Raw genomic sequence first — 24,932 nt, 5'->3', positions numbered from 1 at the left:
AACTAATCTGGCGTTGATTTTTGGCACGCTGTTGAGTTCTCAAGGAACGGACGCTTCCTTCGTACTCACCCTCTCGGGCTTTCCTCCGGGCTTTTCCCTTCGGTCTTTCGTGTTTCCAGCTTAGCAGATCCGATTTCCGTTTCTGCCACCCGCTGGAGCGGGCTGCCGGTCTGTTCTTCGCTTTCGCGTTTCCCTTTCCGGCGATTCCGACTTTATCAGATTCATTCCGGCCGACCTAATCGGTGGCTTTCGTGATTCGAATAAGGAATCGGGTGGCTCCGTCGGTATCGGTTTCCCGACTCCTCGACCGGAGCAAGAAAGATATTAGCTCGCGCCTCCGGACTTGTCCAGTCCGTGGCAACCGTTAAAATCTACCTCCCCACTCGGGCCGTGTCAACAGCTTTCGTGGGCGGAGATGAGACTAGCAGGTCAGCGGGGTCGTACGCACATCAGGCGGCGGTCGGCAGTTCGGCGCTGCGGTCCCTGTCGTCGAGGTCGCCCGTCTCTCCCCTGCGGGCCGCTCGACCGCCCAGGACGTAGACGTAGGCGAGGAAGGCCAGCTCGGCGGCGACGCCGATCGTGATGCGCGCCCAGGTCGGGAGGCCGGAGGGGGTGACGAAGCCTTCGATGAGGCCCGAGATGAACAGGACAAGGGCGAGGCCGATGGCCATGCCGACGGCCGCGCGGCCATGTGTGGCGAGGGCTGCTCTGCGGGTGGTCGGGCCCGGGTCGATGACGGTCCAGCCGAGCTTGAGTCCGGTGCCGGCGGCGACGAAGACCGCGGTCAGTTCGAGCAGGCCGTGCGGGAGGAGCAGGCCCAGCATGATGTCGAGGCGGCCGGCCGAGGACATCAGGCCGATGGCGACGCCGACGTTCAGCATGTTGAGGAAAAGCACCGCGAGCACCGGGATGCCCAGGAACGCTCCGAGGACCAGGCACATGGCGGCGGCCTGGGCGTTGTTCGTCCACACCTGGGCCGCGAAGGACGTCGCCGGGTGGCTGGAGTAGTACGTCTCGTACTGGCCACCCGGGCGGGTCATCTCGCGCAGCTCCGCGGGGGCGCCGATGGCGGCCTGCACCTCGGGGTGCGTACCGATCCACCAGCCGATGACCACCGCGAGGAGGGTGGAGAGGACGGCCGTCGGGATCCACCAGTGCCGTGAACGGTAGACGGCGGCCGGGAATCCGGCCGTAAGGAAGGTGATCACGTCGCGCCAGGACGAGCGGCGGGTGCCCGTGACGGTGGCTCGCGCGCGGGCGACGAGTTGGGTGAGCCGGGCCGTGAGCATGGGGTCCGGGGCGCTGGACTGGATCAGGGAGAGGTGTGTGGCCGTCCGCTGGTAGAGGGACACGAGCTCGTCGGCCTCGGCACCGGTGAGCGTGCCGCCGCGACGCAGGAGGTGGTCGAGGCGGTCCCACTCGGCGCGGTGGGCGGTGACGTAGACGTCAAGGTCCATGATCGGCTGCTGCTCCAGGCACTGGGTGCGTACGGGTCCGTACTACTGCGGCGCGCTGCGGGTCAGCTTGGCAGACTGTCGTACCGACGGGTCGGGTAGGTCGAAGAAGGGTGGGTGCCGTGAGCGGGGTAGTGACGGGGGACGCCGTCGTCCTGGGGTTGCAGCCCGCGCGGCTGCCGAGCAGGGCTTTGGCGCTGTTCCTCGATCTGCTGGTGGTCTGGGCGGCCTATCTGCTCGTCTCGCTCGGGCTCGCGATGGCCACGGCATCGCTCGACGAGGCCGCACAGATGGCGATGTCGATCGCTTCGTTCCTGCTGGTGCTGGTGGGGGCGCCCATCGCCGTGGAGACGCTGTCGCACGGGCGGTCGCTGGGAAAGATGGCCTGCGGGCTTCGGGTGGTGCGGGACGACGGCGGGCCGATCCGGTTCCGGCACGCGCTGGTGCGGGGCGCGATGGGAGTCGTGGAGATCCTGATGACGTTCGGGGTCGTCGCCTGTATCGCCTCGCTCGTGTCCGCCCGGGGGCGGCGGCTGGGTGATGTCTTCGCCGGGACGCTCGTCGTACGGGAGCGGGTGCCGGCGGCGCGGGGCGCGTTCCTGCCTCCTCCCCCGCCGTGGCTCGCCGGGCGCTTCACGGAGCTGGATCTCTCCGCCGTGCCGGACGGGCTGTGGCTGGAGATACGGCAGTACCTGACGCGGGTGCGGCAGCTGGACCCGGATGTGGGCCGGCGGATCGCGGAGCGGCTGGCCGACGAGCTCGTCGCGCGGACGGGGACTCCGCCGCCTGCCGGTGTGCCGGCGGCGGCCTATCTGGCCGGGGTGGTCGGCGAACGGCAGGCTCGGGACGCCCGGCGGGCCTTCTCCCCCGCTGGAAGGGAGACGGGGGCGGGGGTCGGGGGTCGAGCTGGAGGGGTTGCCGCTTCAGGTGACGGTCGTCCGGTCGCTCCGATCGTTCCGGCTGTCACGGAGGCTGCTCCGGCCGGTCCTGCCGTCGAGCCGCCACGTACCACCGGGTTCGCGCCGCCCGCCTAGACAGGGCCGCCTAGCTCCACGCGTCAGGGAAGACGTTCGGCGGGGTGTCGAGCGATTCCAGTTCGACGCCAGGGGCTGCCAGGACCACGTCGCCGGCGATGTGGACCGTGTGCTGTTCCCCCGTGTCCAGGGCGTTGACCTGGTACTCGTCCACGATCAGACGGCCGTTGTCAGTGGCATGCGCTTCACTGTTCATCAGGGCCCAGGACTGGTCGATCGTGAGGGGGGCGAGCACGGGATCCGTGAAGGCGACGAGCCGGATGCGGGTCGCGGGGGAAGTGGGGGTGAGACGCAGCAGTCGCGTGATCGCGACGAGGAACGCCGGGGACGTGCCGGTGAAGGCGTGGGCGCGCACATTGCCTTCGGTGGCGTGGGTTCCGGTGGGGTCCGTACGGACCCAGGTGACGCCGTCGATGGCGGCGCCGCGGACCTGCCAGCTCGCGGCGTGGAGTTCGAGTCGGATGGGGCGGCCGAGTTCGTCGATGGCCAGGTCGACGGAGCCGGCGTGGTCGCCCGAGGGGGTGGTGGTCTGGGAGACGTAGCGCCAGCCGGAGGGGCCGGGCGCGCAGTTGAAGTGTTCTTCGCCGAGGGGGGTGTGATCGTGCGGATCATGGAGCGAATAGCGGCCGCGGGGCATGGGTCCTCGGGGTGCTTCGTGGGGCGGTAGGCCCGGGTACGGGCCGGTCGGACGAGGCAGGCCCCCGGCACGGGGGTGCGGGGGCCTGCCTTACTCCTCTACGGGTGCGGGTGACGGGCGTGCGTCAGTGCACGGGCGCCGTCGGTCCCGGCATCAGTAGCGGTAGTGGTCCGGCTTGTACGGGCCCTCGACATCGACGCCGATGTAGGCGGCCTGCTCCGGGCGGAGGGTCGTGAGCTTCACGCCGAGCGCGTCCAGGTGGAGGCGCGCGACCTTCTCGTCCAGGTGCTTCGGGAGGACGTAGACGTCGGTCGGGTACTCCTCCGGCTTGGTGAAGAGCTCGATCTGGGCCAGGGTCTGGTCCGCGAAGGAGTTCGACATCACGAAGGAGGGGTGGCCGGTCGCGTTGCCGAGGTTCAGCAGGCGGCCCTCGGAGAGGACGATGACGACCTTGCCGTCCGGGTAGGTCCAGGTGTGGACCTGCGGCTTGACCTCGTCCTTGACGATGCCCGGGGTCGCGGCCAGGCCGGCCATGTCGATCTCGTTGTCGAAGTGGCCGATGTTGCCGACGATGGCCTGGTGCTTCATCTTGGCGATGTCGGACGCCATGATGATGTCCTTGTTGCCGGTCGTGGTGATGAAGATGTCGGCCGTCTCGACGACGTCGTCGAGGGTGGCGACCTGGTAGCCGTCCATCGCCGCCTGGAGCGCGCAGATCGGGTCGATCTCGGTGACGATGACGCGGGCGCCCTGGCCGCGCAGCGACTCGGCGCAGCCCTTGCCGACGTCGCCGTAGCCGAAGACGACGGCGGTCTTGCCGCCGATGAGGACGTCGGTGGCGCGGTTGATGCCGTCGATGAGGGAGTGGCGGCAGCCGTACTTGTTGTCGAACTTCGACTTCGTCACGGCGTCGTTCACGTTGATCGCCGGGAAGAGGAGCGTGCCGGCCTGGTGCATCTCGTACAGGCGGTGGACGCCGGTGGTGGTCTCCTCGGTCACGCCGCGGATCTCGGACGCGAGCTGCGTCCACTTCTGCGGGTTCTCGGAGAGGGTGCGGTTGAGGAGACGGAGGATGTAGCCGTACTCCTCGCTGTCCGCGGTCGACGGGTCCGGGGCGGAGCCGGCCTTCTCGAACTCGACGCCCTTGTGGACGAGGAGGGTGGCGTCACCACCGTCGTCGAGGATCATGTTCGGGCCGCCGGTGGGCGTGTTCGGCCAGGTCAGGGCCTGCTCCGTGCACCACCAGTACTCCTCGAGCGTCTCGCCCTTCCAGGCGAAGACCGGGACGCCGGCGGGGGCCTCGGGGGTGCCGTTCGGGCCGACGGCGATGGCCGCGGCGGCGTGGTCCTGGGTGGAGAAGATGTTGCAGGAGGCCCAGCGGACCTCGGCGCCGAGGGCGACCAGGGTCTCGATCAGGACCGCGGTCTGCACGGTCATGTGCAGGGAGCCGGTGATGCGGGCGCCGGCGAGCGGCTGCTGCTCGGCGTACTCGCGGCGGATCGACATCAGGCCGGGCATCTCGTGCTCGGCGAGGGTGATCTCCTTGCGGCCGAAGGCGGCCAGGGACAGGTCGGCGACCTTGAAGTCCTGCTGGGTGGCGGCAGTCGTCATGACTGGGCTGCTCCTCGTGGATCGGGTTCGAGGGTCGGTCGGGGCGCCTGACACCGCGAGATGAGGTGGCGCGGGCATACGAATGCCCGAGTACTCACGCGGTGCAGTCGTCGGAGGCCCTCTCTCCCTCGGCCGGTCCGCACGGGACCGCCCGACCGCCATCAGCAGCGACGTCTGGCTGGTCACGAATCTACACCGATCACCGCGGCGGCCCACAGTCCGCCCGGTACAGGGATTCGGCCGGATCCCGCCTCGACATCGGGTCCTGTGGCCCGTGCAGCCGGGGCCTGTGGCGCGTGCGTCCGGGCCTTACGGACTTTTGACAGCGTTGCCATCCGAGGCACGATGCTGGGGAACCAGCACCAGCACGTCGAGTACGAGGAGAAGCCTGTGAACAGTCCAGCGCGTGAGGGGCGGAAGGTGAGGCTGGTCGCGGTGACCGCCTGTCCGACGGGTATCGCCCACACCTACATGGCGGCGGAGAAGCTGGCGCAGGCCGCGGAGGCGCTCGGCGTCGAGATCAAGGTGGAGACGCAAGGGTCTATCGGGGTCGAGAATGCGCTAAGTGACAACGATGTCAGTCACGCTGACGGGGTCATCATCGCGGCCGACAAGGATGTGGACCGCAGTCGTTTCGTGGGGAAGCGGGTGCTGGCGGTGGGGGTGGCCGAGGGCATCCACCATCCGGAGCGGCTGATCGAGCAGGTGGGGAGTGCGCCCGTCCACGAGGACGCTGGGGCTGGTGGTGCGGGAGGGGCTGGTCGTACTGGTGGTGCGGCGAGTCGTGGGGGTGGCGCCGGTTCCGGTGGGGGGAAGGAGCGGAGCGTTGCGTACAAGGCGCTGATGAACGGCGTCTCGTACATGATCCCGTTCGTCGTGGTCGGCGGGCTGCTGATCGCGATCTCGCTCGCCATCGGCGGGCACGCGACGCCCGACGGGCTGGTCATCCCGGAGGACTCCTTCTGGATGGACGTCAACAACATCGGGGTCATCGGCTTCAAGCTGATGGTGCCGATCCTGTCCGGCTACATCGCCTACGCGATCGGAGACCGGCCGGCACTCGTGCCGGGCATGATCGGCGGCTGGATCGCCAACGACGGTTCGCTGTACCACTCCGAGGCGGGCGCGGGCTTCATCGGCGCGATCGTGACCGGCTTCCTCGCCGGCTGTCTGGTGCTGTGGATCAAGAAGGTCAAGGTCCCGAAGTTCGTCCAGCCGATCATGCCGATCATCGTGATCCCGATCGTGGCGACGACGGCCCTGGGGCTCTTCTTCATCCACGTGATCGGCCGGCCGATCTCCTGGGTCTTCGAGCACCTGACCAGCTGGCTCGGCGGGATGACCGGAACGAGCGCGATCCTGCTGGGAGCGATTCTCGGCCTCATGATCGCGTTCGACATGGGCGGGCCGGTCAACAAGACGGCGTTCCTGTTCGGCGCGGGCCTCATCGCCACGGGCAACATGACGGTCATGGGCATGTGCGCCGCCGCGATTCCGGTCATGCCGCTGGGGCAGGGACTCGCGACGTTGATGCGGCGCAAGCTGTACTCGGAGCAGGAGCGGGAGACCGGGATGGCGTCGCTCTTCATGGGCATGTTCGGTATCTCCGAGGGCGCGATCCCGTTCGCCGCGGCGCGGCCGGCACAGGTGATCCCCGCGAACATGCTCGGTGGCGCGGTGGCCGGTGCGCTCGCGGGCATGGCCGGGGTGACGGACGCGGTGCCGCACGGCGGGCCGATCGTCGCGGTGCTCGGCGCGGTGGGGGGTGCGCCGATGTTCTTCCTGGCCGTGGCCGTCGGCACGGTGGTCACCGCGTTGACCACGAACGCGTTGATCGACATTCGGGGGCGGAGGGGCCGGGGTGCCGGTGCCGGTGTGGGGGTAGGGGCGGGTGCGCTCGTGTCGGCTGGGGCTGCGGGTGCGCCTGCCGGGAGTGGGGGCGGTGCCGGTGCGGTGGCCGTGGCCTCTTCCGTACGCGACGACGTGCTGTCCGGGTACCTGACGGCGGAGACCGTGAAGGTGCGGTTGGAGGCCGGCGACAAGGGCGCCGCCATCCGCGAGATGGCCGCCGTGCTCGCCACGACCGGGAAGGTCGCGGACCTCGACGGGCTCGTGCGGGCCGCGTTCGCGCGGGAGGAGCAGGGCACGACCGGGCTCGGCGAGGAGATCGCCATCCCGCACGCCAAGACCGATGCCGTGACCGCGCCGGTCGTCGGCTTCGCACGGTCGGCCGAGGGTGTGGAGTGGGGCTCCCTGGACGGGACCAAGGCACGGCTGATCTTCATGATCACGGTGCCGGAGGCGGCGGCGGGGGACGAGCACCTGCGGATCCTGGCGATGCTGTCGCGCAAGTTGATGGATCCGGGGTTCCGGGAGCGGTTGCTTGCGGCGGCCGACGAGGCGGACGTTCTGCGGGTGCTGGGGGAGGTTGAGTAGGCGGGGACGGGAACGGACAGGGGCCCGGGTCGTGGTGACCCGGGCCCCTGTTGTGTGGGTCGTGACGACCCTGGCCTCTGTAGTGCGGGTGCCGTGACCCGGGCCTCTGTTGCGCGGGTGCTGTGACCCGGGCGCCTGTTGCGCGGGTGCCGTGACCCGGGCCCCTGTAGTGCGGGTGCCGTGACCCGGGCGCCTGTTGCGCGGGTGCCGGTGGCGGAGCCGCGCGTCGTGGCGTTCCCGGCGTCAGTGGCCCGCGCCGCCCGGGGACTTCGCCGGGTTGGTGCCTGCTGCCGCTGCCGACTCGCTGTAGATGTCCGGCTCCAGGTAGATGACCCGGGCGATCGGGACGGCGGCGCGGATGTGCTCCTCGGCCGCGTTGATGGCGGCGGCGACGTCGGTGGCCGTCTCGTCGGCCCGGACGGCGATCTTGGCGGCCACGAGGAGCTCCTCCGGGCCGAGGTGGAGCGTACGCATGTGGATGAGGCGCGTGACGGACTGGCCGTCGACGACCGCGTCCTCGATCTTCTTCACGTCGTCGACGCCTGCGGCCTCGCCGAGCAGCAGCGACTTGGTCTCCGCCGCCAGCACGATCGCGATCACGATGAGCAGGACACCGATGCAGAGGGTGCCGATGCCGTCCCAGATGCCGTCGCCGGTGAGGAGCGCCAGGCCGACGCCGCCGAGGGCGAGGATCAGGCCGACGAGCGCGCCGAGGTCCTCCAGGAGGACGACCGGCAGCTCGGGGGCCTTCGCCCGGCGGACGAACTCCTTCCAGGACAGCCCACCGCGTACCTCGTTGGACTCCTTGATGGCCGTACGGAAGGAGAAGGTCTCGGCGATGATCGCGAAGACCAGGACGCCGACCGGCCAGTACCAGGCCTCGATCTCGTGCGGGTGCTTGATCTTCTCGTAGCCCTCGTAGATGGCGAACATGCCACCGACGGAGAAGAGCACGATCGAGACGAGGAAGGCGTAGATGTACCGCTCGCGGCCGTAGCCGAAGGGGTGCTGCGGGGTCGCCTCGCGCTTGGCCTTCTTGCCGCCGAGCAGCAGCAGGCCCTGGTTGCCGGAGTCGGCCAGCGAGTGGACGCTCTCCGCCAGCATCGAGGACGAACCACTGAAGAGGAACGCCACGAACTTGGCTACCGCGATCGCGAGATTCGCGGCGAGCGCCGCCACGATCGCCTTGGTTCCGCCTGACGCGCTCATGGGTGTACGTGTTCCCTTCGTCGGTACTCCGGCACTGTTGCCGCCATACGGCCGGTCATTGTTGCATCAGGCGACGACGGTGGCGCGAAAGACCGTTCCCGTACCGGACAGTTCGGTCGTTTCGCCCGCCGGTACGAACACGGACTCGCCCGGTGCCAGGGTCACTTCGCCCGCTTTCGGGCGGCCCGCGACCGCGAGCAGGATCTGCGGGGTGGTGGCGGTGACGTCGGTGGGCGCCGCGCCCTCGGCCCGTACGAAGCGGGAGAGGCGGAACTCGTCGATGGGCGTGTCGTAGACCTCCTCGCCCGACGGCGACGCCTCGGGGCGCAGGACGCCCGGGTCGGTCGGCTCGAAGCGGACGATCTTGAGCAGCTCCGGAACGTCGACGTGCTTGGGGGTGAGGCCGCAGCGCAGGACGTTGTCGGAGTTGGCCATGATCTCGACGCCGAGGCCGTCGAGGTACGCGTGCGGCACGCCCGCGCCGAGGTAGAGGGCTTCGCCGGGCTGGAGTTGGACGAAGTTGAGCAGCATGGCGGCGATGACGCCCGGGTCGCTCGGGTAGTGGTGGGCGAGCGCGGCGTACGGGGCGTGGGCGCCGCCCAGCCGTTCGGCGGCGGCCGCGGCCTCGGTGACGGTGCGCGCCATCTCCTCCGGGTCGGCGGTCAGCAAGGCGGTCAGGACCTCGCGCAGCGCGGCCTCTTCAGGGTGGGCGTGCAGCAGGTCGACGTACGGCTTGAGGGAGTCGACGCCGAGCGCGGAGATCGCGTCGGCGGCCTCGACCGGGTCGCGGAAGCCGCACAGGCCGTGGAACGGTGTGAGGGCGCAGATCAGTTCGGGCTTGTGGTTGGCGTCCTTGTAGTTGCGGTGCGGCGCGTCGATCGGGACACCGGCCGCCTCTTCGGCGGCGAATCCGGCCTTCGCCTGGGCGAGGTCGGGGTGGACCTGCAGGGAGAGCGGGGCGCCGGCGGCGAGCAGCTTGAGGAGGAACGGCAGGCGCGGGCCGAACTTCTCGACGGCCGGCGCGCCCAGTTCGCGTACGGGATCGGCCTCGACGACCTCGTTGAGGGGACCGCGCTCCGTGCGGGAGGGGGCGCCGGGGTGGGCGCCCATCCACATCTCGGCCTGGGGTTCGCCGGTGGGCGGGGTCCCCAGGAGTTCCGGGATGGCCGTGGTGGAGCCCCAGGCGTAGGGGCGAACGGTGTTGACGAGGCGGTCCATGGAGCCTTCCAGCTTTCCTCGGTGCGTGCGGTGGCGCGGAGTGCGGTTGCACGTGGTGCGGCGGGCACGTGGTGCGGTTGCACGTGGTGCGGTGCGTGATGGAGGTGGCGGTGGGGCGTTTGGGACGTGGCGGCGTCGTGACGGGTGGGGCGGGGTGGTGGTGTGGGTGGTGGTGTGGGTGGGGACGGTGGTGGTGTGGGTGGGGACGGTGGTGGTGTGGGTGGGGACGGTGGTGGTGCGTCAGGAGTGGTGTGGGGGTGCGATGCCTGCTGATGCCAGGGAGAGGTAGATGGCGGCGAAGTCCGTCACCGCGAGGAGTTCGGCCAGGGTCTCCAGGAGTTCGCCGGCCTCGCCCGGTGTCTCCTCCGACACCAGCGGTTCCAGTTCGCTGATGGCCGTGCCGTGGCTGAGGGCCAGTTCGCGCGCCGCCGGTGCGGCCGTCAGGCCGCCCGCGACCGCCGGGCGGTCGCGTAGCAGCACGACCCGGGCGCGCAGCGCCTGCTGCTCCTCCACTCGGTCGCGGAAGAAGTCGTCGGGGTCGGCGCCGGCCGCGTAGTCGCCCGCGAGCAGGACGCCGTGGGCGGGCAGGGCCTCCGGCAGTTCGGCGGCGAGGGCGGGCAGGCCGGCCAGTTCGGCGAGGACGGCGGCGAAGCGGCGGCCCACGGGGCCTGCGGCGTCGCCCTCGGTCCAGATCAGCGGCAGCGAGTCGGCGAGCTCGGCGGCGAGCGTCTTGGCCGGGTTGCTGTACGTGGCGATGGCCGGGCCGCAGCGCTCCGCCGTACGGTCCAGGCAGTCGGCGACCTTCTCCAGCGTCCCGGACGGGGCCTCGACCAGGCCGACGCGGTCCAGCAGCGCGAGGAGCGGCGTGAACAGGGCCCACAGGGCGCCCGGTCCGGCGGCGAGGGTCTCCTCGTACTCCTCCGGGCTCTCGTGCGGGGCCATCGCCATCGGTACGAGCAGGCCGCGGGGGGCGCTGACGGTCTCGGCGAGCGGGGCCGTCTTGGGGGCGACGGCGACGACGGTGATGCCGCGCCGGTACGCCTGCTCGGCGAGGAGCGCGAGGCCGGGCTCGGAGCCGTCGGTGGTCGGGATCAGCAGGAGGTCCACGGAGCCCGCCCAGCCGGGGAGGGCCCAACGCAGGGCGCCGGCGGCGGGCGCGACGCCGGTGGGCTGGAGGCGGATGACGGGGGCGGCGGCGCCTGCGAGGGCGCCGACCAGGTCCGCGACGCCTGCGGCGGCGGTGCCGGGGCCCGCGACGAGGACGGCGCGGGGGCGGCCCTCGGGGGTGAGCTCGGAGATGCCGGCTTCGGCGGCGTGCCGGGCCGCGGTCCGCACCCGTGCGCCGGCTTCGGCGGCGCCGCGGAGGAGGCTGCGGCGGTCGGCCAGGGCGAGGGCGTCCGGGGCGTCGAGGAGGGTCTCGTCGAGCATGGGGCCTCCGGGTCGGGGGCGGGTTGCGGGCTCGGGGGTGGGGGCGGGTGCGGCTCGTGGGCGGTGCGGCTCGTGGACGGTGGTGGCCGGTGCGGGGTGGTGGGGTGCGGGGTGGTGGGGTGCGGGGTGGTGGGGTGCGGGGTGGTGGGGTGCGGGGTGGTGGGGTGCGCCCGGCCTCCGGCCGGGCTTGTTCTTCCCACCCGCACCACCCGTACAACCTTGACGTCGACTGACGGTCCACCTGTGGGTGGTGCCTCGCCGTCGGCGACCGTCTGTCCGTAGGACCGCCACCGCCGACCGTCTGCGGCCTGCCGTCCCCAGGACCACCAACCTTCCGGGCTTGGCGTCCTCAGGACCGCCGGCCGTCCCCGGCGTGGCGTCCGTCAGACCGCCTGCCGTTTGAGGCTTGCCGTCCGTAGGACGACCAACCATTCCCGGCCTGCCGTCCTCCGGACAACCGAAGCCCGCGACCTGCCGTCCGTCGGAGCACCGACCCGCCGTGGTGCTCGCCGCCGACCGGTGGGGCGGGTTACTGCGGGCGGCGGGCCTCGTCCACCAGGAGGACTGGGATGCCGTCGCGGACCGGGTAGGCGAGGCCGCAGTCGGGGCTGGTGCAGATGAGTTCGGGGGTGTCGGCCGCCGTGCGGTCGTTCAGCGGCGCGTGGCACGCCGGGCAGGCCAGGATCTCCAGGAGGCCGGCTTCGAGCGGCATGAGGTGTCCCTTCGAACAAACGAATGGTGGTGCTGCCCTTTGGGCCAGGTCAGCCTACCGCCGGGGGACAAGGCGCGCGGCTCGGCCGTGCGCCTGTCCCCCGGTGGGAGAGCGGGTCAGTCCGTCGACCGGACCAGGTCGAGGACCTCGTCGCGGACCTTGGCCATGGTGGCCGCGTCGCGGGCCTCCACGTTCAGGCGGAGCAGCGGTTCGGTGTTGGAGGGGCGGAGGTTGAACCACCAGTCGGCCGCCGCCACCGTCAGGCCGTCCAGTTCGTCGAGGGTGACGCCGTCCTGGTGCGCGTAGGCCGCCTTGACCGCCGCCGTCCGGGCCGCCTGGTCCGCGACCGTGGAGTTGATCTCGCCCGATCCCGCGTAGCGGTCGTACGAGGAGACCAGCTCCGACAGCGGGCCGTCCTGGCCCCCGAGCGCGGCAAGGACGTGGAGCGCCGCGAGCATGCCCGTGTCGGCGTTCCAGAAGTCCTTGAAGTAGTAGTGCGCGGAGTGCTCGCCGCCGAAGATCGCGCCGGTCTTCGCCATCTCCTCCTTGATGAAGGAGTGGCCGACGCGCGTGCGGACCGGCGCGCCGCCGTTCTCGCGCACGACCTCGGGGACCGACCAGGAGGTGATCAGGTTGTGGATGACCGTGCCGCCGGGGTGCTTCGCCAGCTCACGCGCGGCGACCAGCGCCGTGATCGCGGACGGGGAGACCGCCTCGCCGCGCTCGTCGACGACGAAGCAGCGGTCGGCGTCGCCGTCGAAGGCGAGGCCCAGGTCGGCGCCCTCGGCGCGGACGCGGGCCTGGAGGTCGACGATGTTGGCCGGGTCGAGCGGGTTGGCCTCGTGGTTCGGGAACGTGCCGTCGAGCTCGAAGTACATCGGTACGAGGTTCAGCGGGAGGCCCTCGAAGACGGTGGGGACGGTGTGGCCGCCCATGCCGTTGCCGGCGTCCACGACGACCTTCAGGGGGCGGATCGCGGTGAGGTCGACCAGCGCCGTGAGGTGGGCCGCGTAGTCCTTCAGCGTGTCCCGTTCCGAGATCGCGCCTTCCGTCGCCGCCGGCTCGGGCGCGCCCTCCTCCTGCCAGCGCTCGACCAGCGAGCGGATCTCGGCGAGGCCGGTGTCCTGGCCCACGGGGGCCGCGCCCGCGCGGCACATCTTGATGCCGTTGTACTGGGCGGGGTTGTGGGAGGCGGTGAACATCGCACCCGGCAGGTTCAGGCTGCCGGAGGCGAAGTAGAGCTGGTCCGTCGAGCAGAGCCCGATCAGGGTGACGTCGGCGCCGAGCCGCGCCGCGCCCCGGGCGAAGGCGCCCGAGAGGCCGGGCGACGAAGGCCTCATGTCGTGTCCGACGACGATCGCGTCCGCGCCGGTCACCTGGACGAACGCGGCGCCGAACAGCTCCGCCAGCGTCTCGTCCCACTGATCCGGCACCACCCCGCGGACGTCGTACGCCTTCACGATCTGCGACAGATCAGCAGCCACGGAACAACCCTCCTGAATACGCCTGCGTCGGCACGCGTGTGCGGCGCGTGTACGGAGGCCCAACCTACCGGGGGCCGTACTGGGGAGGGCAGAGCGCCTTCGGCCGCGCGTGGGCGGTTCTCAGTTGTCGGGGGAACGCAGGACGCGCAGGTGGCCTCGGCGGCCGACCTCCACGGGGTCCCCGCCGCGACCGCCGCCCTTGCCTCCGGCCTCCGCCGTGCGTTCCTGGGGGCGGGCCGCCTCCCGTACCGCGTTGGCGAGGGCTTCGAGGTCGTCACCGCTGGGGCGCGTCGGGGCGGAGCCGTCGGAGAGCCGGACGACCTCCCAGCCGCGCGGCGCGGTGAGGCGCTCGCTGTGCTCGGCGCACAGGTCGTAGCAGTGGGGCTCGGCGTAGGTGGCGAGCGGGCCGAGGACCGCAGTCGAGTCGGCATAGACGTACGTCAGTGTCGCGACGGCAGGGCGGCCGCACGCGGTGCGCGAACAGCGACGTACAGGGCTCACGACGTTGGACGGTACCGCACTCTTGAGCGGGCCGCGACGACTCCCCACCAGGTCACTCCACCGTGTCGCGGTGTGACCTCGGACACGGGCCCTTCCGGGGTGGCCGTTCTGACCTGCGCGTAAGGAGGATGACGAGGGTGGGCACGACGGTCGATCCGGACAACGTCCGACAGGAATCCGGTCAACGACCGCCAGATGGCCGATCGCGGGAACCTATGGAATCGAGCCCGCGCTTGGCTGGAATGTTCAACTATCGACAGCCGGGGTGGGGCGACATCGAGGTGGCACGTGTGCGCCACGGTCGTGGGACACCGAGGAGAGTTACGCTGCGTCAGTGATGGACAGTCCTGTGCCGCCGCGCCCCTCGTCCCGCCCGGCCGAGTCCCACACGGGCGACTCCGGCGAAGCTCTCGCGGGTGAGTCCCGCGCGGGTGAGTCCGGCGTGGGCGGGTCCGCCTCCGCCTCCGCCGAGGCGCGCCCGGCTCCGGTGGAGCCACGGCCGCGCCGTCGCGACCGTCATGGCCGCGGGATGCGGGGGCCGGTCGCCCCACCGCAGGTGCCGTTGTCCGCGAGCCGGGCCGACGCCTTCCGCGATCTCGTCCTCGACTCGGTGGAGCGCCTGGAGCGGCGCTGGCCGCAGCTGGCGGACGTCGAGTTCCTGGTGCTCGACGTGCCGCCGTCGGCGCCCGGCGAGGCGGTGCCGCTGGGCGGCTCGGCCCCGGCCGCGAAGGACGGCCCGGCCCGGGTCGTCGTCTACCGGCGTCCCGTCGAGATCCGCTCGAAGAGCCGCGACGAGCGGGCCCTGCTGGTCCACGAGGTCGTGGTGGAGCAGGTGGCGGAGCTGCTGGGCCTGTCGCCGGAGTCCGTCGATCCTCGGTACGGGCAGGACTGACGCCCCGGGCGGGCAGGCACTGCCCCGCCCGGGTGGGGCAGGCACTGCCCCGCCCGGGTGGCCGCACGCTTGGTCAGTCGTCCAGGACCGAGAGGTTCTGCTTCGCCGTGGGCACCGCGACCATGCCTCGGTCGTCGACCAGGGTCTGGACCGTGAACATCGGGATGCCGTCCTCGGGGACGGCCAGCGTGCGGGACGCGTGGACCGGGCCTCCGGAGACCCGTTCGACCGTCACGGCGTAGGAGCCCTTGAGGCCGGCCGGGACCAGGTCGGTGACCTTCGTCGTCGTTCCCGCCTTGACCGTGACGGTCTTGGAGACCGGCGTGCCGCCCCCCGTACCGGCCGAGGCGGTGACCTTGACCTCGGCCGCCTCGCCCGGCGCGGTCAGCGAGAGCGTCGAGCCGGCCGCGCGGTTGTCGGCGACGGTCGCGCGGGCGGCGATCGCGGCGGTGGCCGGGATGAACGCGACCTCCTGCTTGTCGCCCTTGCCCCGGGTGACGCGCAGCGCCGCCACGACCGGGGTCGCCTTCTTCGGGTCCGAGGGGCTGAGCAGCAGGGAACCGGTCTCGCCGCGGGTGAGGTCCGGGAGGTCGACGGCCGCGGTCATGCCCGACTTCACGTGCAGGGACTGCGCGCTCGCCGGGACGATGGTGCCCGTCTCGCTGACCAGCTGGATCTTCAGCGCGGCGTCGTTCTCGCCGGGCGCGTACGCCACGAGGCGCACCGAGGTCGCGTCGGCCGGGATGCCGGGCAGTACGGCGGTGCCGGCCGGGTCGGCGGAGGCGGGGAGCCAGTCGCTGCCGAGCTTGTCGTCGGCGGCGCCGATGACCGCTCCGACGCGGCCGCTGCGGGTCGTGACGTGGACGGTCACGTCGGCCGTGGGGGCCTCGTCGGTGAGCGTGGAGAGCAGGACGGGGACGCTGGAGTGGGCGGGGACCGGGATGCCCTCGGTGAGCTGCGACTTCAACGCGCCCTCGGGGCCGTAGAGCTCGATGTCGGCGACGGCGGCGGTGTCGTCGGGGTTGGTGAGGTGGACGTAGTCCTGGCGCTCCTTGGCCGTGGAGGCGGCCGGGAACCAGAAGTCCGTGTCGGGCGCGGTGCAGGTGACGCCGAGGAGGCCGCGTGCGCCGCCCGCCGTGACGACGGTGGTCTGCTGGACCGTCCAGCCGGGGGCGAGGCTGCCGGTGGCCGAACCCGTCAGGGCCGGGGCGGTGGGCCCGTTCGCCTCGGCGGCGACCGGCTTGCCGGGCTCGGTGACCGTCGCCGGGGCCTTGGCCGCGCCGGGCTTCTTCGCCGTGCCGCCACCGGGCGTGGCGGCGGTCGGGGCGGCCTTCAGCTCGGCCTTGGCGGCCGTGTCGGACTTCGCGGCGGGGCTCTTACCGACCGGGGTGTACGAGGTGTAGTCCGTCTCGGCCAACTCGGAGCTGCTGGGCGCCGGGCACAGCAGGCTGGAGCGCTCGACCGGCATGGGCTCCGTGGCGATGTTCGAGACCGGGGCGGTGCCGTCCGGCGCGGTCAGGGCGGCGAAGCCGGTGATGGCGGCGAGGGCGGTGGCGACCGCGATCAGGGAGAGGGTGGGGCGCTTCACTGGTTGCTGCTCCCGTCGGGACGCTGCTCGGTCTCGTAGCCGTACGCGTACGGGTCGTAGGCCTGCGGCTCTTCGTAGCCCTGCTGCTGGTCGTAGCCCTGCTGCTGGTCGTAGCCCTGCTGCGGGTACTGCTCGTACGCCTGCTGTTGCTGCTGCGGGTCGTAGGCCTGCTGCTGGTACTGCTCGTACTGGTCGTACTGCTGCTGGTACGGGTCGGTGCCGTACTCGGCGTACTGCTGGGGCTGCGCGTAATAGCCCTGCTGGGCGTACTGCTCCTGCGGCTGGTCCTGGCCCTGCTGCTGGTGCTCGCCCTGCTGCTGCCAGTCCTCGGCCGCGTACGCCTGCTCCTGCGGTACGGGAACGGGCGCGGGCTCCTGGCCCTGCGCGCCGGTCTCGTCGGCGGCCTCGGCGACCGCCTCGGCCTCCGCCGCCGCGCGCAGCCGGCGGGCCCGGCGGCCGTCGCCCTCCATCGCCTGGGCGGGGATGACGACCTCCTCCTCCGGCAGGTCGTCGTCGATCTCGCGGCGCCGCCCGGGCAGGGCGAGGACGAGCAGGACGACGACGAGGCCGACCTGGGTCCAGATCCACAGCGTGTGGGTGAGCGGCTGGTCGTACGTGAGGTCGAGCCGGCCGCCGTCGGCGGGGAGCTTGAAGCCCTGGGCCCAGCCGTCGACGGTGGTCTTCTCCAGCTCCTTGCCGTCGAGGGTGGCGGTCCAGCCCTCGTCGGCGCGGTCGGCGATGCGCAGGATCCGGCCCGCCGGGCCCACCGGGACCTCGGTGTGCGCCTCGACGGGTCCGGCGGCGACGGTCACCAGCTTGGCGGGCGCGTCGGCGGCCGTGTCGGCGGGCTTCCCTTCGCCCGTCGTCCCGCCGCTCTTCGTCGCGGGGACGATCGTCGCGCGGGCGACCTCGCGGTCGACGCGCCAGAGCGCGCTGCCGTCGAGCTGGCTGAGCCGGCTGAGGCCGGGCGTGGCGTCGAGGACGCGGCTCATCTCGCGCGGCGCCCCGTCCCGTACGAGGACGTAGCGGATCGCGAAGCCGCTGAGCTCTTCGGTCTGGTCGGCGCCGGAGCCGGCCACGAGGTGGGCGACGACCTTGTCCAGGCGCGCGTCGCCGCCGCCCGCCATGGCCAGTTCGGCGTCGCCGAGGCGGCCGCCGGAGCCGCGGACCAGGGTGTACGCGACCTCGCCGGGCGAGGTGCCGCCGAGGACGAGGGTGCGGGGCTGGTCGCGGGTGTCGCTCTCCTCGGCGACGAACGCCGGGACCTGGATCGGGTCGCGCCGGGTCAGCGGCCCGTCGGCGCCGCCGATCATCCAGCCGACGGCGGCCACGACCGGGCCGAGTGCGGCGGCGAGCGCGATGAGCGCGGCGACCGGCTGGCGCCAGCCGAAGCCGTGGGCGGCGACGCGGGTACGTCCGTACTCGGCGCCGATCATGCCGGCGGCGAGCAGGGCCGTGCCGTAGACGAGGGTGGCGGGGCCGGCCCAGCCGGTGCCGCCGGCGCCGTTGGAGAGCGCGGCGAAGAGGAGGCCGACGAGGGCGGCGGTCCAGGCGGCGAGGACGGCGAAGCGGCGCTCCTCGCGCAGCAGTCCGGCCAGGGCGGCCAGGACGATGCCGATGAGCAGGAGGCCGCCGGTGGTGCCCGGGCCGCCGGGGCTGATCCCGAGCAGGTCGAGGGCGGAGGCCGTGCCCGTACGGATGTCGAGTCCGGCCTCGCGCAGGAAGGCGGTGGGGCTGGTCAGCAGGGAGAGCGACCAGGGGGCGAGGACGAGGATCGGGGTGCCGACGGTGGCGAGGAAGCGCAGACCGTAGGCGGCGATGTCGTCGCGGCGCAGGACGAGCACGGCGAGGCCGAGGACGACGGCGATCGGCCAGACGATCGGCGTGAACGCCGTCGTGAACGTCAGCAGGAAGGTGTACGCCCAGGTGGCGCGCCAGCTGCCGCGGGTCCCGCTGCCGGTGCCGCCGGTGAGTCCGTGGGCGGCGACGGCGGCGCGGGCGATGAGCGGGAGCAGGATCGCGAGGACGGCGGTGCCGAGGCGGCCTGTGGCGAGGGCGCCGGTGGCCGCGGGCAGGAAGGCGTAGGCGATGGCGCCCCAGGCGCGCAGCAGAGCGGACTCGACGATCGGACGGGCGGCGAAGTAGGCGGTGAAGCCGGCCAGCGGGACCGAGCAGACGAGCAGCACGGTGAGCGCGAAGGAGGTGGAGCCGAGGAAGAGCGCGGAGAGCGCGGCCAGGGCGGCGAGGTAGGGCGGTGCGGTCTGGGTGCCGCCGGTGCCGAGGGCGTGCCAGCTGTCCGCGTACCGGCCCCACAGCTCGGAGACCGTGTCGGGGGCGGGCAGCAGGGCGCCGCCCGCGAGGGAGCCGCCGCCGAACAGGCCTCGGCAGGCGACCACGGAGATGACGAGGAGGAGGGCGAAGAGGACGGGGCCGGGCTTGCGGGCGATCTTCTTCAGCCGGGCGAACTGCTCGACCTCCATGAAGTCGGCGTCGTCGCCGCCGGGGCCGGATTCGACGGCTCCGTGGCGCGAGCCGCCGGAATCGGCGTCGGAGCCGCCGAAGTTCGCGACGACCTGTTCGGCGGTGGCACGGATCGTGGCGCCGGGCGGCGGGAAGAGCGGGCGGAGTTCGCTCGCGGCGACGGCGGGGTTCTTGCGGCGCCTGCGGGCGGCGAGGATCTTCTCGGGGCGCAGCAGGGTGGCGAAGAGGCCCATGACCTCGTCGACGGCCTGGCCGGGGACCTTGCCGACGAGGTAGGCAAGGGTGCGCAGGAGCGTGCCGACGATCAGCCGGATCAGTACGTACGGCAGGGCGGCGCCGCGGCTGTTGACGAGGAGGGTGTAGACGGCGCCGGCCTTGTCGACGCGGTGCGGGTTGGCGACGGAGCGGCCCGCGCAGTCGACGGTGCGGCGTTCGCGGGCGGAGGCCTCGGCGTGCCGCAGGACGGCGTCGGGGGCGACGAGGACGCTGTGGCCGGCGGCGTGCGCGCGCCAGCAGAGGTCGACGTCGTCGCGCATGAGGGGCAGGCGGCGGTCGAAGCCGCCGAGCTCCTCGAAGACGTCGCGGCGGATGAGCATGCCGGCGCTGGAGACGGAGAGGACGGAGCGGACCTGATCGTGCTGGCCCTGGTCCTGTTCGCGGCGGTCGAGGCCGGTCCAGCGGCGGCCGCTGCGCGCGATGGAGACGCCGGCTTCGAGCAGCTGCCTGCGGTCGTACCAGCCGCGGAGCTTGGGGCCGACGACGGCGGCGTACGCGTCGGCGTCGGCGACGCGGAGGAGTTCGGCGAGGGCGTCGGGCTCGGGGGCGCAGTCGTCGTGGAGCAGCCAGAGCCACTGCACGGGCTCGCCGTGCGGGAGTTCGGGCAGGTCGTACGCCTCGTCGCTCCAGGTCCTGCTGACCGGGTCCCAACCGCTGGGGCGCTTCAGGTACGTGAGTTCCTCGGGTCCGAGCACGGGGGCGGTGCGGGCCGCCTCCTCGACGGCGGCGCCGAAGCCCGTACGGCGGGCCAGGTGCAGCACGCGGTCGGCGCCGATCGCGTCGGCGAGCAGCCGAGCGGAGTCGTCGGCGCTGCCGGTGTCGGCGGCGACGACGTTCTGCACGGGGCGTTCCTGGGCGAGCAGCCCGGCGAGGGCGTCCGGCAGCCAGCGGGCGCCGTCGTGGGCGACGAGCACGGCGGTGACGACGTGTCGCGGAAACTCAGGAGTTGAGGACATCGAGGTACGGGCCCTCCGGCCGGGGGGGTCGCCCGCGGGGGGCGTGGGTGCGTCTCGGACGGGGCCCCACACTAACGGCTGTCAAGAAAACGGTCCGCCCCCTGTGGACAGAGCACAGGGGGCGGACCGTTCGTTGTGTACGGGTGTGACGTGGTTCGGCGGGTGGGTGCCGACGCGGTCGGGGCGGCGGTGGGCCGGAGGCCTGATCGGGCGTCGGGTCGGACAGCGGGTCAGACAGCGGCCTTCTTGAGGCGGCGGCGTTCCCGTTCGGACAGACCGCCCCAGATCCCGAATCGTTCGTCGTTCTGCAGGGCGTACTCCAGGCATTCGGAGCGGACCTCACAGGCGAGACAGACCTTCTTGGCCTCGCGGGTCGAGCCGCCCTTCTCGGGGAAGAAGGACTCGGGATCGGTCTGGGCGCACAGCGCGCGCTCCTGCCAGCCGAGTTCCTCGTCCGCGTCCTCGACCAGCAGTTCCTGGAACAACTCGGTCATGTGCGCCCCTCGTCTGTCTTCGCGTCCCCGTGATGTTGCCGTTACCGATTCCGGCCGAACGACACGAGTGAAATTACAAGTTCGTGCTCTGTGCGAGTCAAGCCGGAATCTGCTATTGGGCCCGGTATTCACTCTGCGGAACCAAGGCTATGCGGAAAGTGTTCAAATCACCAAAAACCTGACACATGCCACTGGCCTGGCCGCACCGCGCGCTCTCACGAAGAGAGACGACCGAGGCGTGGATCTTGTTGCGATCCAGCCACGGAAGCGATCCGGATCACAGTCTGATCACAGGACCCCAGCCGCGTTTACCCGCACGGATGTTGCGCCATGTCTCCCGCTCGGCGGTTGCACAAACCTTTCTCCGGACGCTGTAACCGGATGAGGTGAAACATTAGCCCCAAAACGGGCATTGAGTTGACAGTCGGGTGGCCCTCCCGTCACCTTTGATGGCATGCCAGCGACCTCAGCGCCCTCCGCGACCCACGCCCGTGGGTTCCGCCGCGCTGTCCAGGCGCGCTGTTGCTGTTGCTGTCGCAGCTGTTGATGCCCCGAGCTCCAGCGCCTTCTTTCCGCGTTTCCTGCGTTTCCCGCGTTGCCCCGTGTGACCCCTTGCACGACTCCTGTGTGACCCCCCTGCACGACTTCTGTTACTGCCGAGGAACCACCGCACCCATGAACAGCGACAGCGACCTTCAGATCGCCGGCGACATCCTTGAGGTCCCGCACCTCCTGCAGCCCGCCCGCGAGCACCCCGCCACCGTGGCCGAATTCGTCGGCCTCGCCCGCTCCATCGCCGCCGACCGCGCCCAGTGGGCCCCGCACGTCGAGTACGACGCCACCACCCGCTGGTACCACCGGCTGCGCACCGGACCCGGATACGAGGTCTGGCTGCTCTCCTGGGTACCCGGCCAGGGCAGCGGGCTGCACGACCACGGCGCTTCCTCCGGCGTACTGACCGTGCTCCAGGGCGAGCTGACGGAGCGTACGGAGAGGGGCGTACGGAAGCTCGACGGGGGCGCGACGCGGGTCTTCGCGCCCGGCTACGTCCACGAGGTCGTCAACGACTCCCTCGAACCGGCGGTCAGCCTGCACGTGTACTACCCGGGCCTCACCGAGATGCCCATGCACGAGTCCCGGCAGGCGCAGTGCGCCTCGGTGCCGGACGCCCCGGCCGCCCCCGGTGTCGTACACGCCTGACAGACTGATCCACATGCGCATTGTGGTTCTGGCCGGTGGCATCGGTGGTGCCCGTTTCCTTCGCGGCCTCAAGCAGGCCGCGCCGGACGCGGAGATCACGGTCGTCGGCAACACCGGTGACGACATCCATCTCTTCGGGCTGAAGGTCTGCCCGGACCTCGACACGGTGATGTACACCCTCGGCGGTGGCATCAACGAGGAGCAGGGCTGGGGCCGTGAGGACGAGTCCTTCACGGTGAAGGCGGAGCTCGCGGCGTACGGGGTGGGGCCGGAGTGGTTCGGCCTCGGCGACCGCGACTTCGCGACGCACATCGTCCGTACGCAGATGCTGGGCGCGGGTTATCCGCTCAGCGCGGTCACCGAGGCGCTGTGCGCCCGCTGGCAGCCGGGCGTGCGGCTGCTGCCGATGTCCGACGACCGCGTCGAGACGCACGTCGCCGTGGAGATCGACGGCGAGTCGCGGGCGGTGCACTTCCAGGAGTACTGGGTGCGACTGCGGGCGTCGGTGGACGCCCAGGCCGTGGTGGCGGTCGGCGCGGAGGCGTCGAAGCCGGCGCCGGGTGTCCTGGAGGCGATCGCGGAGGCGGACGTCATCCTCTTCCCGCCGTCCAACCCCGTCGTCTCGATCGGCACGATCCTGTCCGTGCCGGGCATCCGTGAGGCGATCGCCTCGGCGGACGTGCCGGTGGTCGGCCTCTCCCCCATCGTCGGCGACGCACCGGTCCGGGGCATGGCGGACAAGGTCCTCGCGGCGGTGGGCGTGGAGTCCACGGCCTCGGCGGTGGCGCGGCACTACGGCTCGGGGCTGCTCGACGGCTGGCTGGTCGACACGGTCGACGCGGGCGTGGTGGAGGAGGTCGAGTCGGCGGGGATCCGCTGCAGGGCGGTGCCGCTGATGATGACGGACCTGGACGCGACGGCGGCGATGGCGCGCGAGGCGCTGACGCTGGCGGAGGAGGTCCGGGGATGACGGGTCCTGCGGGCGGCGGGTACCGGGTGTGGGCGCTCGGGGGGTTGCCCGAGGTGAAGAGCGGGGACGACCTCGCCAAGCTGATCGCCTCCGCCTCCCCCGGGCTCGAGGACGGGGACGTCCTGCTCGTCACCTCCAAGATCGTCAGCAAGGCCGAGGGGCGGGTGGTCGCCGCCGACGACCGCGAGGAGGCGATCGACGCCGAGACGGTACGGGTCGTGGCCCGGCGCGGCACGCTGCGGATCGTCGAGAACCGCCAGGGTCTCGTGATGGCCGCCGCAGGCGTCGACGCCTCCAACACCCCCGCCGGGACGGTCCTGTTGCTGCCCGCCGACCCGGACGCCTCGGCGCGCGCGATACGGGAAGGGCTGCGGGACGCCCTCGGCGTCGACGTCGGTGTCGTCGTCACGGACACCTTCGGGCGCCCCTGGCGCACGGGCCTGACCGACGTGGCCATCGGCGCGGCCGGAGTGCGCGTACTCGACGATCTGCGCGGCGGGACGGACGCGTACGGCAACCCGCTCAGCGCGACGGTCGTCGCGACGGCGGACGAGCTGGCCGCTGCCGGTGATCTCGTGAAGGGCAAGGCGAACGGCCTTCCGGTCGCCGTCGTGCGCGGTCTGCCGCACGTCGTGGACGGTTCCGTCGAGGAGGGCGCCCGGGCGCTGGTGCGCGGCGCGGCCGACGACATGTTCCGGCTCGGGACGTCGGAGGCGGTACGGGAGGCGGTGACCCTGCGGCGTACCGTCCGGGAGTTCACCGACGAGCCCGTCGACCCCGGCGCGGTACGGAGGGCGGTCGCCGCCGCCGTCACCGCCCCGGCGCCGCACCACACGACACCGTGGCGGTTCGTGCTCCTGGAGTCGGAGGCCTCACGGGTGCGGCTGCTGGACGCGATGCGGGACGCGTGGATCGCCGACCTGCGACGCGACGGCAAGTCGGAGGAGTCCGTCGCCAAGCGGGTGCGCCGCGGTGACGTGCTGCGGAACGCGCCGTACCTGGTGGTGCCGTGTCTCGTGATGGACGGCTCGCACCACTACGGCGACCCGCGCCGGGACGCCGCCGAGCGCGAGATGTTCGTCGTGGCGGCGGGCGCGGGCGTCCAGAACTTCCTGGTGGCGCTCGCGGGCGAGCGGCTGGGGTCGGCGTGGGTCTCCTCGACGATGTTCTGCCGTGACGTCGTACGGGAGGTCCTCGGGCTCCCGGAGGACTGGGACCCGATGGGCGCGGTCGCGGTCGGCCACGCGGCGTCGCCGCCGAAGGAACGGCCGGCGCGGCAGGCGGGGCGGTTCATCGAGGTCCGGTGACCTAGAGTGCCGCGATGTTTCCCGGCGTCATGCGCGGCGCCCTGCGCGGTGGGGTTCGGCCGCTGAGGAGGATCAGGCGGGCGGCGCGGTGACGTTGGCCCGCGTACGGGGCGAGGAGTTCGAGCATGGCCGCGTCGTCGGTGGTGCGGTCGCCGGCGAGGGCGTAGCCGACGATGCTCGGCAGGTGGTAGTCGCCGACGGACACCGCGTCCGGGGCGCCGTTGCTGCGCTGGACCGTCTCGGCCGAGGTCCAGGGGCCGACGCCAGGGATCAACTCCAGCCGCTGCTGGGCCTGTTCGGGTTCCATGGCCGCGGCTTCCTCCATGCGCCGGGCGACCTTGGCGACGCGCAGGATCGTGGCGGCGCGCTTGTTGTCGACGCCGGCTCGGTGCCATTCCCAGGACGGGATCAGGGACCAGGTCCTCGCGTCGGGCATCACGTGGAGGCGGAGTTCCGTAGGGCTGCCGGGGGCGGGCTCGCCGTACTTTCGTACGAGCAGGCGCCAGGCGCGGTAGGCCTCGTCCGTGGTGACCTTCTGCTCCAGGATCGAGGGGATCAGGGACTCCATCACCAGACCCGTGCGGGCCAGCCGGAGGCCGGGGCGGCTGCGGTGCGTCGCGGCGAGGAGCCGGTGGCGGGGGACGAAGGCGGCGGGGTCGTCGTCGGCGCCGAGGAGTTGGGGAAGGCGGTCGAGCAGCCACTGCGCTCCCGGGCCCCAGGCCTCGGCCTCGACCTCCGCGGTGGCCTGACGGAGGGCGACGCGGAGCGTGCCGGGGCCGTCCGGGGTGCGGCTGGCGCGCCAGACGGAGCCGTCGGGGGTCGTACGGATCGTGGGGTCGCCGGCGCCCCGGCGGAGGGGGCCGAGAGTGAGGCCCAGGTCGGTCGGGGCGTCGGGCGTCCAGCGGCGGGTCGCTCCGAGGGCGGGCGTGGTGCCGGCTGCCCGGGAGGCGGGTACGGGGATGTGGCCGCCGCGCGTGGTGGTGCGGGTGGTGGGCGTATGGGGTGCGAAGCGGCCGGCCATGTGTATGAGCGTAGCGGGGGCGG

General features: G+C 72.1%; 19 protein-coding genes. 6 read left to right on the top strand and 13 right to left on the bottom strand.

Annotated elements, in window-relative coordinates:
- Positions 1 to 449 precede the first annotated feature (449 nt).
- Positions 450 to 1,457, bottom strand: a complete 1,008-nt coding sequence (locus ACWF79_RS18585) for a stage II sporulation protein M (protein ID WP_453729170.1) — start codon at positions 1,455 to 1,457, stop codon at positions 450 to 452.
- A 119-nt stretch (positions 1,458 to 1,576) separates the two neighbouring features.
- Between ACWF79_RS18585 and ACWF79_RS18580 the strand changes: the two genes are divergently transcribed.
- Positions 1,577 to 2,488: an RDD family protein gene (locus ACWF79_RS18580; RefSeq protein WP_453729169.1), complete on the top strand. Its 912-nt coding sequence runs from the start codon at positions 1,577 to 1,579 to the stop codon at positions 2,486 to 2,488.
- A gap of 10 nt (positions 2,489 to 2,498) precedes the next feature.
- Here ACWF79_RS18580 and ACWF79_RS18575 read toward each other — a convergent pair whose 3' ends face one another.
- Both ACWF79_RS18575 and ahcY read right to left on the bottom strand, forming a co-directional pair.
- On the bottom strand, positions 2,499 to 3,125 hold the full coding sequence (locus tag ACWF79_RS18575) for a hypothetical protein (RefSeq protein WP_453729168.1): 627 nt from the start codon (positions 3,123 to 3,125) through the stop codon (positions 2,499 to 2,501).
- 153 nt (positions 3,126 to 3,278) lie between these two features.
- The gene (gene ahcY, locus ACWF79_RS18570; RefSeq protein ID WP_453729167.1) at positions 3,279 to 4,736 is read right to left on the bottom strand and encodes an adenosylhomocysteinase; all 1,458 of its coding nucleotides are present in this window, start codon (positions 4,734 to 4,736) and stop codon (positions 3,279 to 3,281) included.
- A gap of 471 nt (positions 4,737 to 5,207) precedes the next feature.
- Here ahcY and ACWF79_RS18565 point away from each other — a divergent pair, with 471 nt between their 5' ends.
- Positions 5,208 to 7,172: a fructose-specific PTS transporter subunit EIIC gene (locus ACWF79_RS18565; RefSeq protein ID WP_453729177.1), complete on the top strand. Its 1,965-nt coding sequence runs from the start codon at positions 5,208 to 5,210 to the stop codon at positions 7,170 to 7,172.
- A gap of 243 nt (positions 7,173 to 7,415) precedes the next feature.
- Here the strand turns inward: ACWF79_RS18565 and ACWF79_RS18560 are convergent, their stop codons facing one another.
- The 6 genes from ACWF79_RS18560 to ACWF79_RS18535 form a co-directional block, all read right to left on the bottom strand.
- On the bottom strand, positions 7,416 to 8,381 hold the full coding sequence (locus tag ACWF79_RS18560; protein ID WP_453729166.1) for a cation diffusion facilitator family transporter: 966 nt from the start codon (positions 8,379 to 8,381) through the stop codon (positions 7,416 to 7,418).
- 66 nt (positions 8,382 to 8,447) lie between these two features.
- Positions 8,448 to 9,599: a mannose-6-phosphate isomerase, class I gene (gene manA / locus ACWF79_RS18555; RefSeq protein WP_453729165.1), complete on the bottom strand. Its 1,152-nt coding sequence runs from the start codon at positions 9,597 to 9,599 to the stop codon at positions 8,448 to 8,450.
- Positions 9,600 to 9,839: 240 nt separating this feature from the next.
- The gene (locus ACWF79_RS18550) at positions 9,840 to 11,027 is read right to left on the bottom strand and encodes an SIS domain-containing protein (RefSeq protein ID WP_453729164.1); all 1,188 of its coding nucleotides are present in this window, start codon (positions 11,025 to 11,027) and stop codon (positions 9,840 to 9,842) included.
- Between the two features lie 529 nt (positions 11,028 to 11,556).
- Positions 11,557 to 11,739 (bottom strand): Trm112 family protein, encoded by a 183-nt coding sequence (locus tag ACWF79_RS18545; protein WP_361961009.1) that lies wholly within the window; start codon positions 11,737 to 11,739, stop codon positions 11,557 to 11,559.
- A gap of 116 nt (positions 11,740 to 11,855) precedes the next feature.
- Complete coding sequence (locus ACWF79_RS18540; protein WP_453729163.1) at positions 11,856 to 13,223, bottom strand: phosphomannomutase/phosphoglucomutase; 1,368 nt, start codon at positions 13,221 to 13,223, stop codon at positions 11,856 to 11,858.
- A 120-nt stretch (positions 13,224 to 13,343) separates the two neighbouring features.
- Complete coding sequence (locus ACWF79_RS18535; RefSeq protein WP_453729162.1) at positions 13,344 to 13,772, bottom strand: DUF3499 domain-containing protein; 429 nt, start codon at positions 13,770 to 13,772, stop codon at positions 13,344 to 13,346.
- 289 nt (positions 13,773 to 14,061) lie between these two features.
- Here ACWF79_RS18535 and ACWF79_RS18530 point away from each other — a divergent pair, with 289 nt between their 5' ends.
- The gene (locus tag ACWF79_RS18530) at positions 14,062 to 14,616 is read left to right on the top strand and encodes a metallopeptidase family protein (protein ID WP_453729161.1); all 555 of its coding nucleotides are present in this window, start codon (positions 14,062 to 14,064) and stop codon (positions 14,614 to 14,616) included.
- A gap of 73 nt (positions 14,617 to 14,689) precedes the next feature.
- Here the strand turns inward: ACWF79_RS18530 and ACWF79_RS18525 are convergent, their stop codons facing one another.
- The 3 genes from ACWF79_RS18525 to ACWF79_RS18515 all read right to left on the bottom strand — a co-directional run bounded on the left by ACWF79_RS18525 (position 14,690) and on the right by ACWF79_RS18515 (position 20,411).
- On the bottom strand, positions 14,690 to 16,204 hold the full coding sequence (locus ACWF79_RS18525) for a DUF5719 family protein (RefSeq protein ID WP_453729160.1): 1,515 nt from the start codon (positions 16,202 to 16,204) through the stop codon (positions 14,690 to 14,692).
- Complete coding sequence (locus ACWF79_RS18520; protein WP_453729159.1) at positions 16,201 to 19,917, bottom strand: glycosyltransferase; 3,717 nt, start codon at positions 19,915 to 19,917, stop codon at positions 16,201 to 16,203. Before ACWF79_RS18520 ends, ACWF79_RS18525 begins: the two co-directional genes overlap by 4 nt.
- 230 nt (positions 19,918 to 20,147) lie before the next feature.
- A complete protein-coding gene (locus tag ACWF79_RS18515; RefSeq protein ID WP_015033978.1) occupies positions 20,148 to 20,411 on the bottom strand; it encodes a WhiB family transcriptional regulator in 264 nt (87 codons plus the stop codon).
- 675 nt (positions 20,412 to 21,086) lie between these two features.
- Between ACWF79_RS18515 and ACWF79_RS18510 the strand changes: the two genes are divergently transcribed.
- The 3 genes from ACWF79_RS18510 to ACWF79_RS18500 are packed head-to-tail and all read left to right on the top strand — an operon-like array spanning position 21,087 to position 23,888.
- Positions 21,087 to 21,611 (top strand): cysteine dioxygenase, encoded by a 525-nt coding sequence (locus tag ACWF79_RS18510; protein ID WP_453729158.1) that lies wholly within the window; start codon positions 21,087 to 21,089, stop codon positions 21,609 to 21,611.
- A gap of 13 nt (positions 21,612 to 21,624) precedes the next feature.
- The gene (gene cofD / locus ACWF79_RS18505) at positions 21,625 to 22,581 is read left to right on the top strand and encodes a 2-phospho-L-lactate transferase (RefSeq protein WP_453729157.1); all 957 of its coding nucleotides are present in this window, start codon (positions 21,625 to 21,627) and stop codon (positions 22,579 to 22,581) included.
- The gene (locus ACWF79_RS18500; protein WP_453729156.1) at positions 22,578 to 23,888 is read left to right on the top strand and encodes a coenzyme F420-0:L-glutamate ligase; all 1,311 of its coding nucleotides are present in this window, start codon (positions 22,578 to 22,580) and stop codon (positions 23,886 to 23,888) included. Before cofD ends, ACWF79_RS18500 begins: the two co-directional genes overlap by 4 nt.
- Before the next feature lies 1 nt (position 23,889).
- Here ACWF79_RS18500 and ACWF79_RS18495 read toward each other — a convergent pair whose 3' ends face one another.
- Entirely contained in the window at positions 23,890 to 24,909 is a 1,020-nt protein-coding gene (locus ACWF79_RS18495; RefSeq protein ID WP_453729155.1) for a DNA-3-methyladenine glycosylase family protein, read from the bottom strand.
- Between the last annotated feature and the right edge of the window lie 23 nt (positions 24,910 to 24,932).

The organism is Streptomyces sp. NPDC054975 (genome assembly GCF_053609105.1).
Note: the sequence above shows the minus strand (reverse complement) of the source record. Positions and strands in the feature narration are given on the sequence as shown.

Coding starts and splice junctions, on each gene's coding strand:
- ACWF79_RS18585 (WP_453729170.1), bottom strand. CDS start 1,457: ATGGACCTTGACGTCTACGTCACCGCCCACCGCGCCGAGTGGGACCGC.
- ACWF79_RS18575 (WP_453729168.1), bottom strand. CDS start 3,125: ATGCCCCGCGGCCGCTATTCGCTCCATGATCCGCACGATCACACCCCC.
- ahcY (WP_453729167.1), bottom strand. CDS start 4,736: ATGACGACTGCCGCCACCCAGCAGGACTTCAAGGTCGCCGACCTGTCC.
- ACWF79_RS18565 (WP_453729177.1), top strand. CDS start 5,208: ATGGCGGCGGAGAAGCTGGCGCAGGCCGCGGAGGCGCTCGGCGTCGAG.
- ACWF79_RS18560 (WP_453729166.1), bottom strand. CDS start 8,381: ATGAGCGCGTCAGGCGGAACCAAGGCGATCGTGGCGGCGCTCGCCGCG.
- manA (WP_453729165.1), bottom strand. CDS start 9,599: ATGGACCGCCTCGTCAACACCGTTCGCCCCTACGCCTGGGGCTCCACC.
- ACWF79_RS18550 (WP_453729164.1), bottom strand. CDS start 11,027: ATGCTCGACGAGACCCTCCTCGACGCCCCGGACGCCCTCGCCCTGGCC.
- ACWF79_RS18545 (WP_361961009.1), bottom strand. CDS start 11,739: ATGCCGCTCGAAGCCGGCCTCCTGGAGATCCTGGCCTGCCCGGCGTGC.
- ACWF79_RS18530 (WP_453729161.1), top strand. CDS start 14,062: ATGGACAGTCCTGTGCCGCCGCGCCCCTCGTCCCGCCCGGCCGAGTCC.
- ACWF79_RS18520 (WP_453729159.1), bottom strand. CDS start 19,917: ATGTCCTCAACTCCTGAGTTTCCGCGACACGTCGTCACCGCCGTGCTC.
- ACWF79_RS18515 (WP_015033978.1), bottom strand. CDS start 20,411: ATGACCGAGTTGTTCCAGGAACTGCTGGTCGAGGACGCGGACGAGGAA.
- ACWF79_RS18510 (WP_453729158.1), top strand. CDS start 21,087: ATGAACAGCGACAGCGACCTTCAGATCGCCGGCGACATCCTTGAGGTC.
- cofD (WP_453729157.1), top strand. CDS start 21,625: ATGCGCATTGTGGTTCTGGCCGGTGGCATCGGTGGTGCCCGTTTCCTT.
- ACWF79_RS18500 (WP_453729156.1), top strand. CDS start 22,578: ATGACGGGTCCTGCGGGCGGCGGGTACCGGGTGTGGGCGCTCGGGGGG.
- ACWF79_RS18495 (WP_453729155.1), bottom strand. CDS start 24,909: ATGGCCGGCCGCTTCGCACCCCATACGCCCACCACCCGCACCACCACG.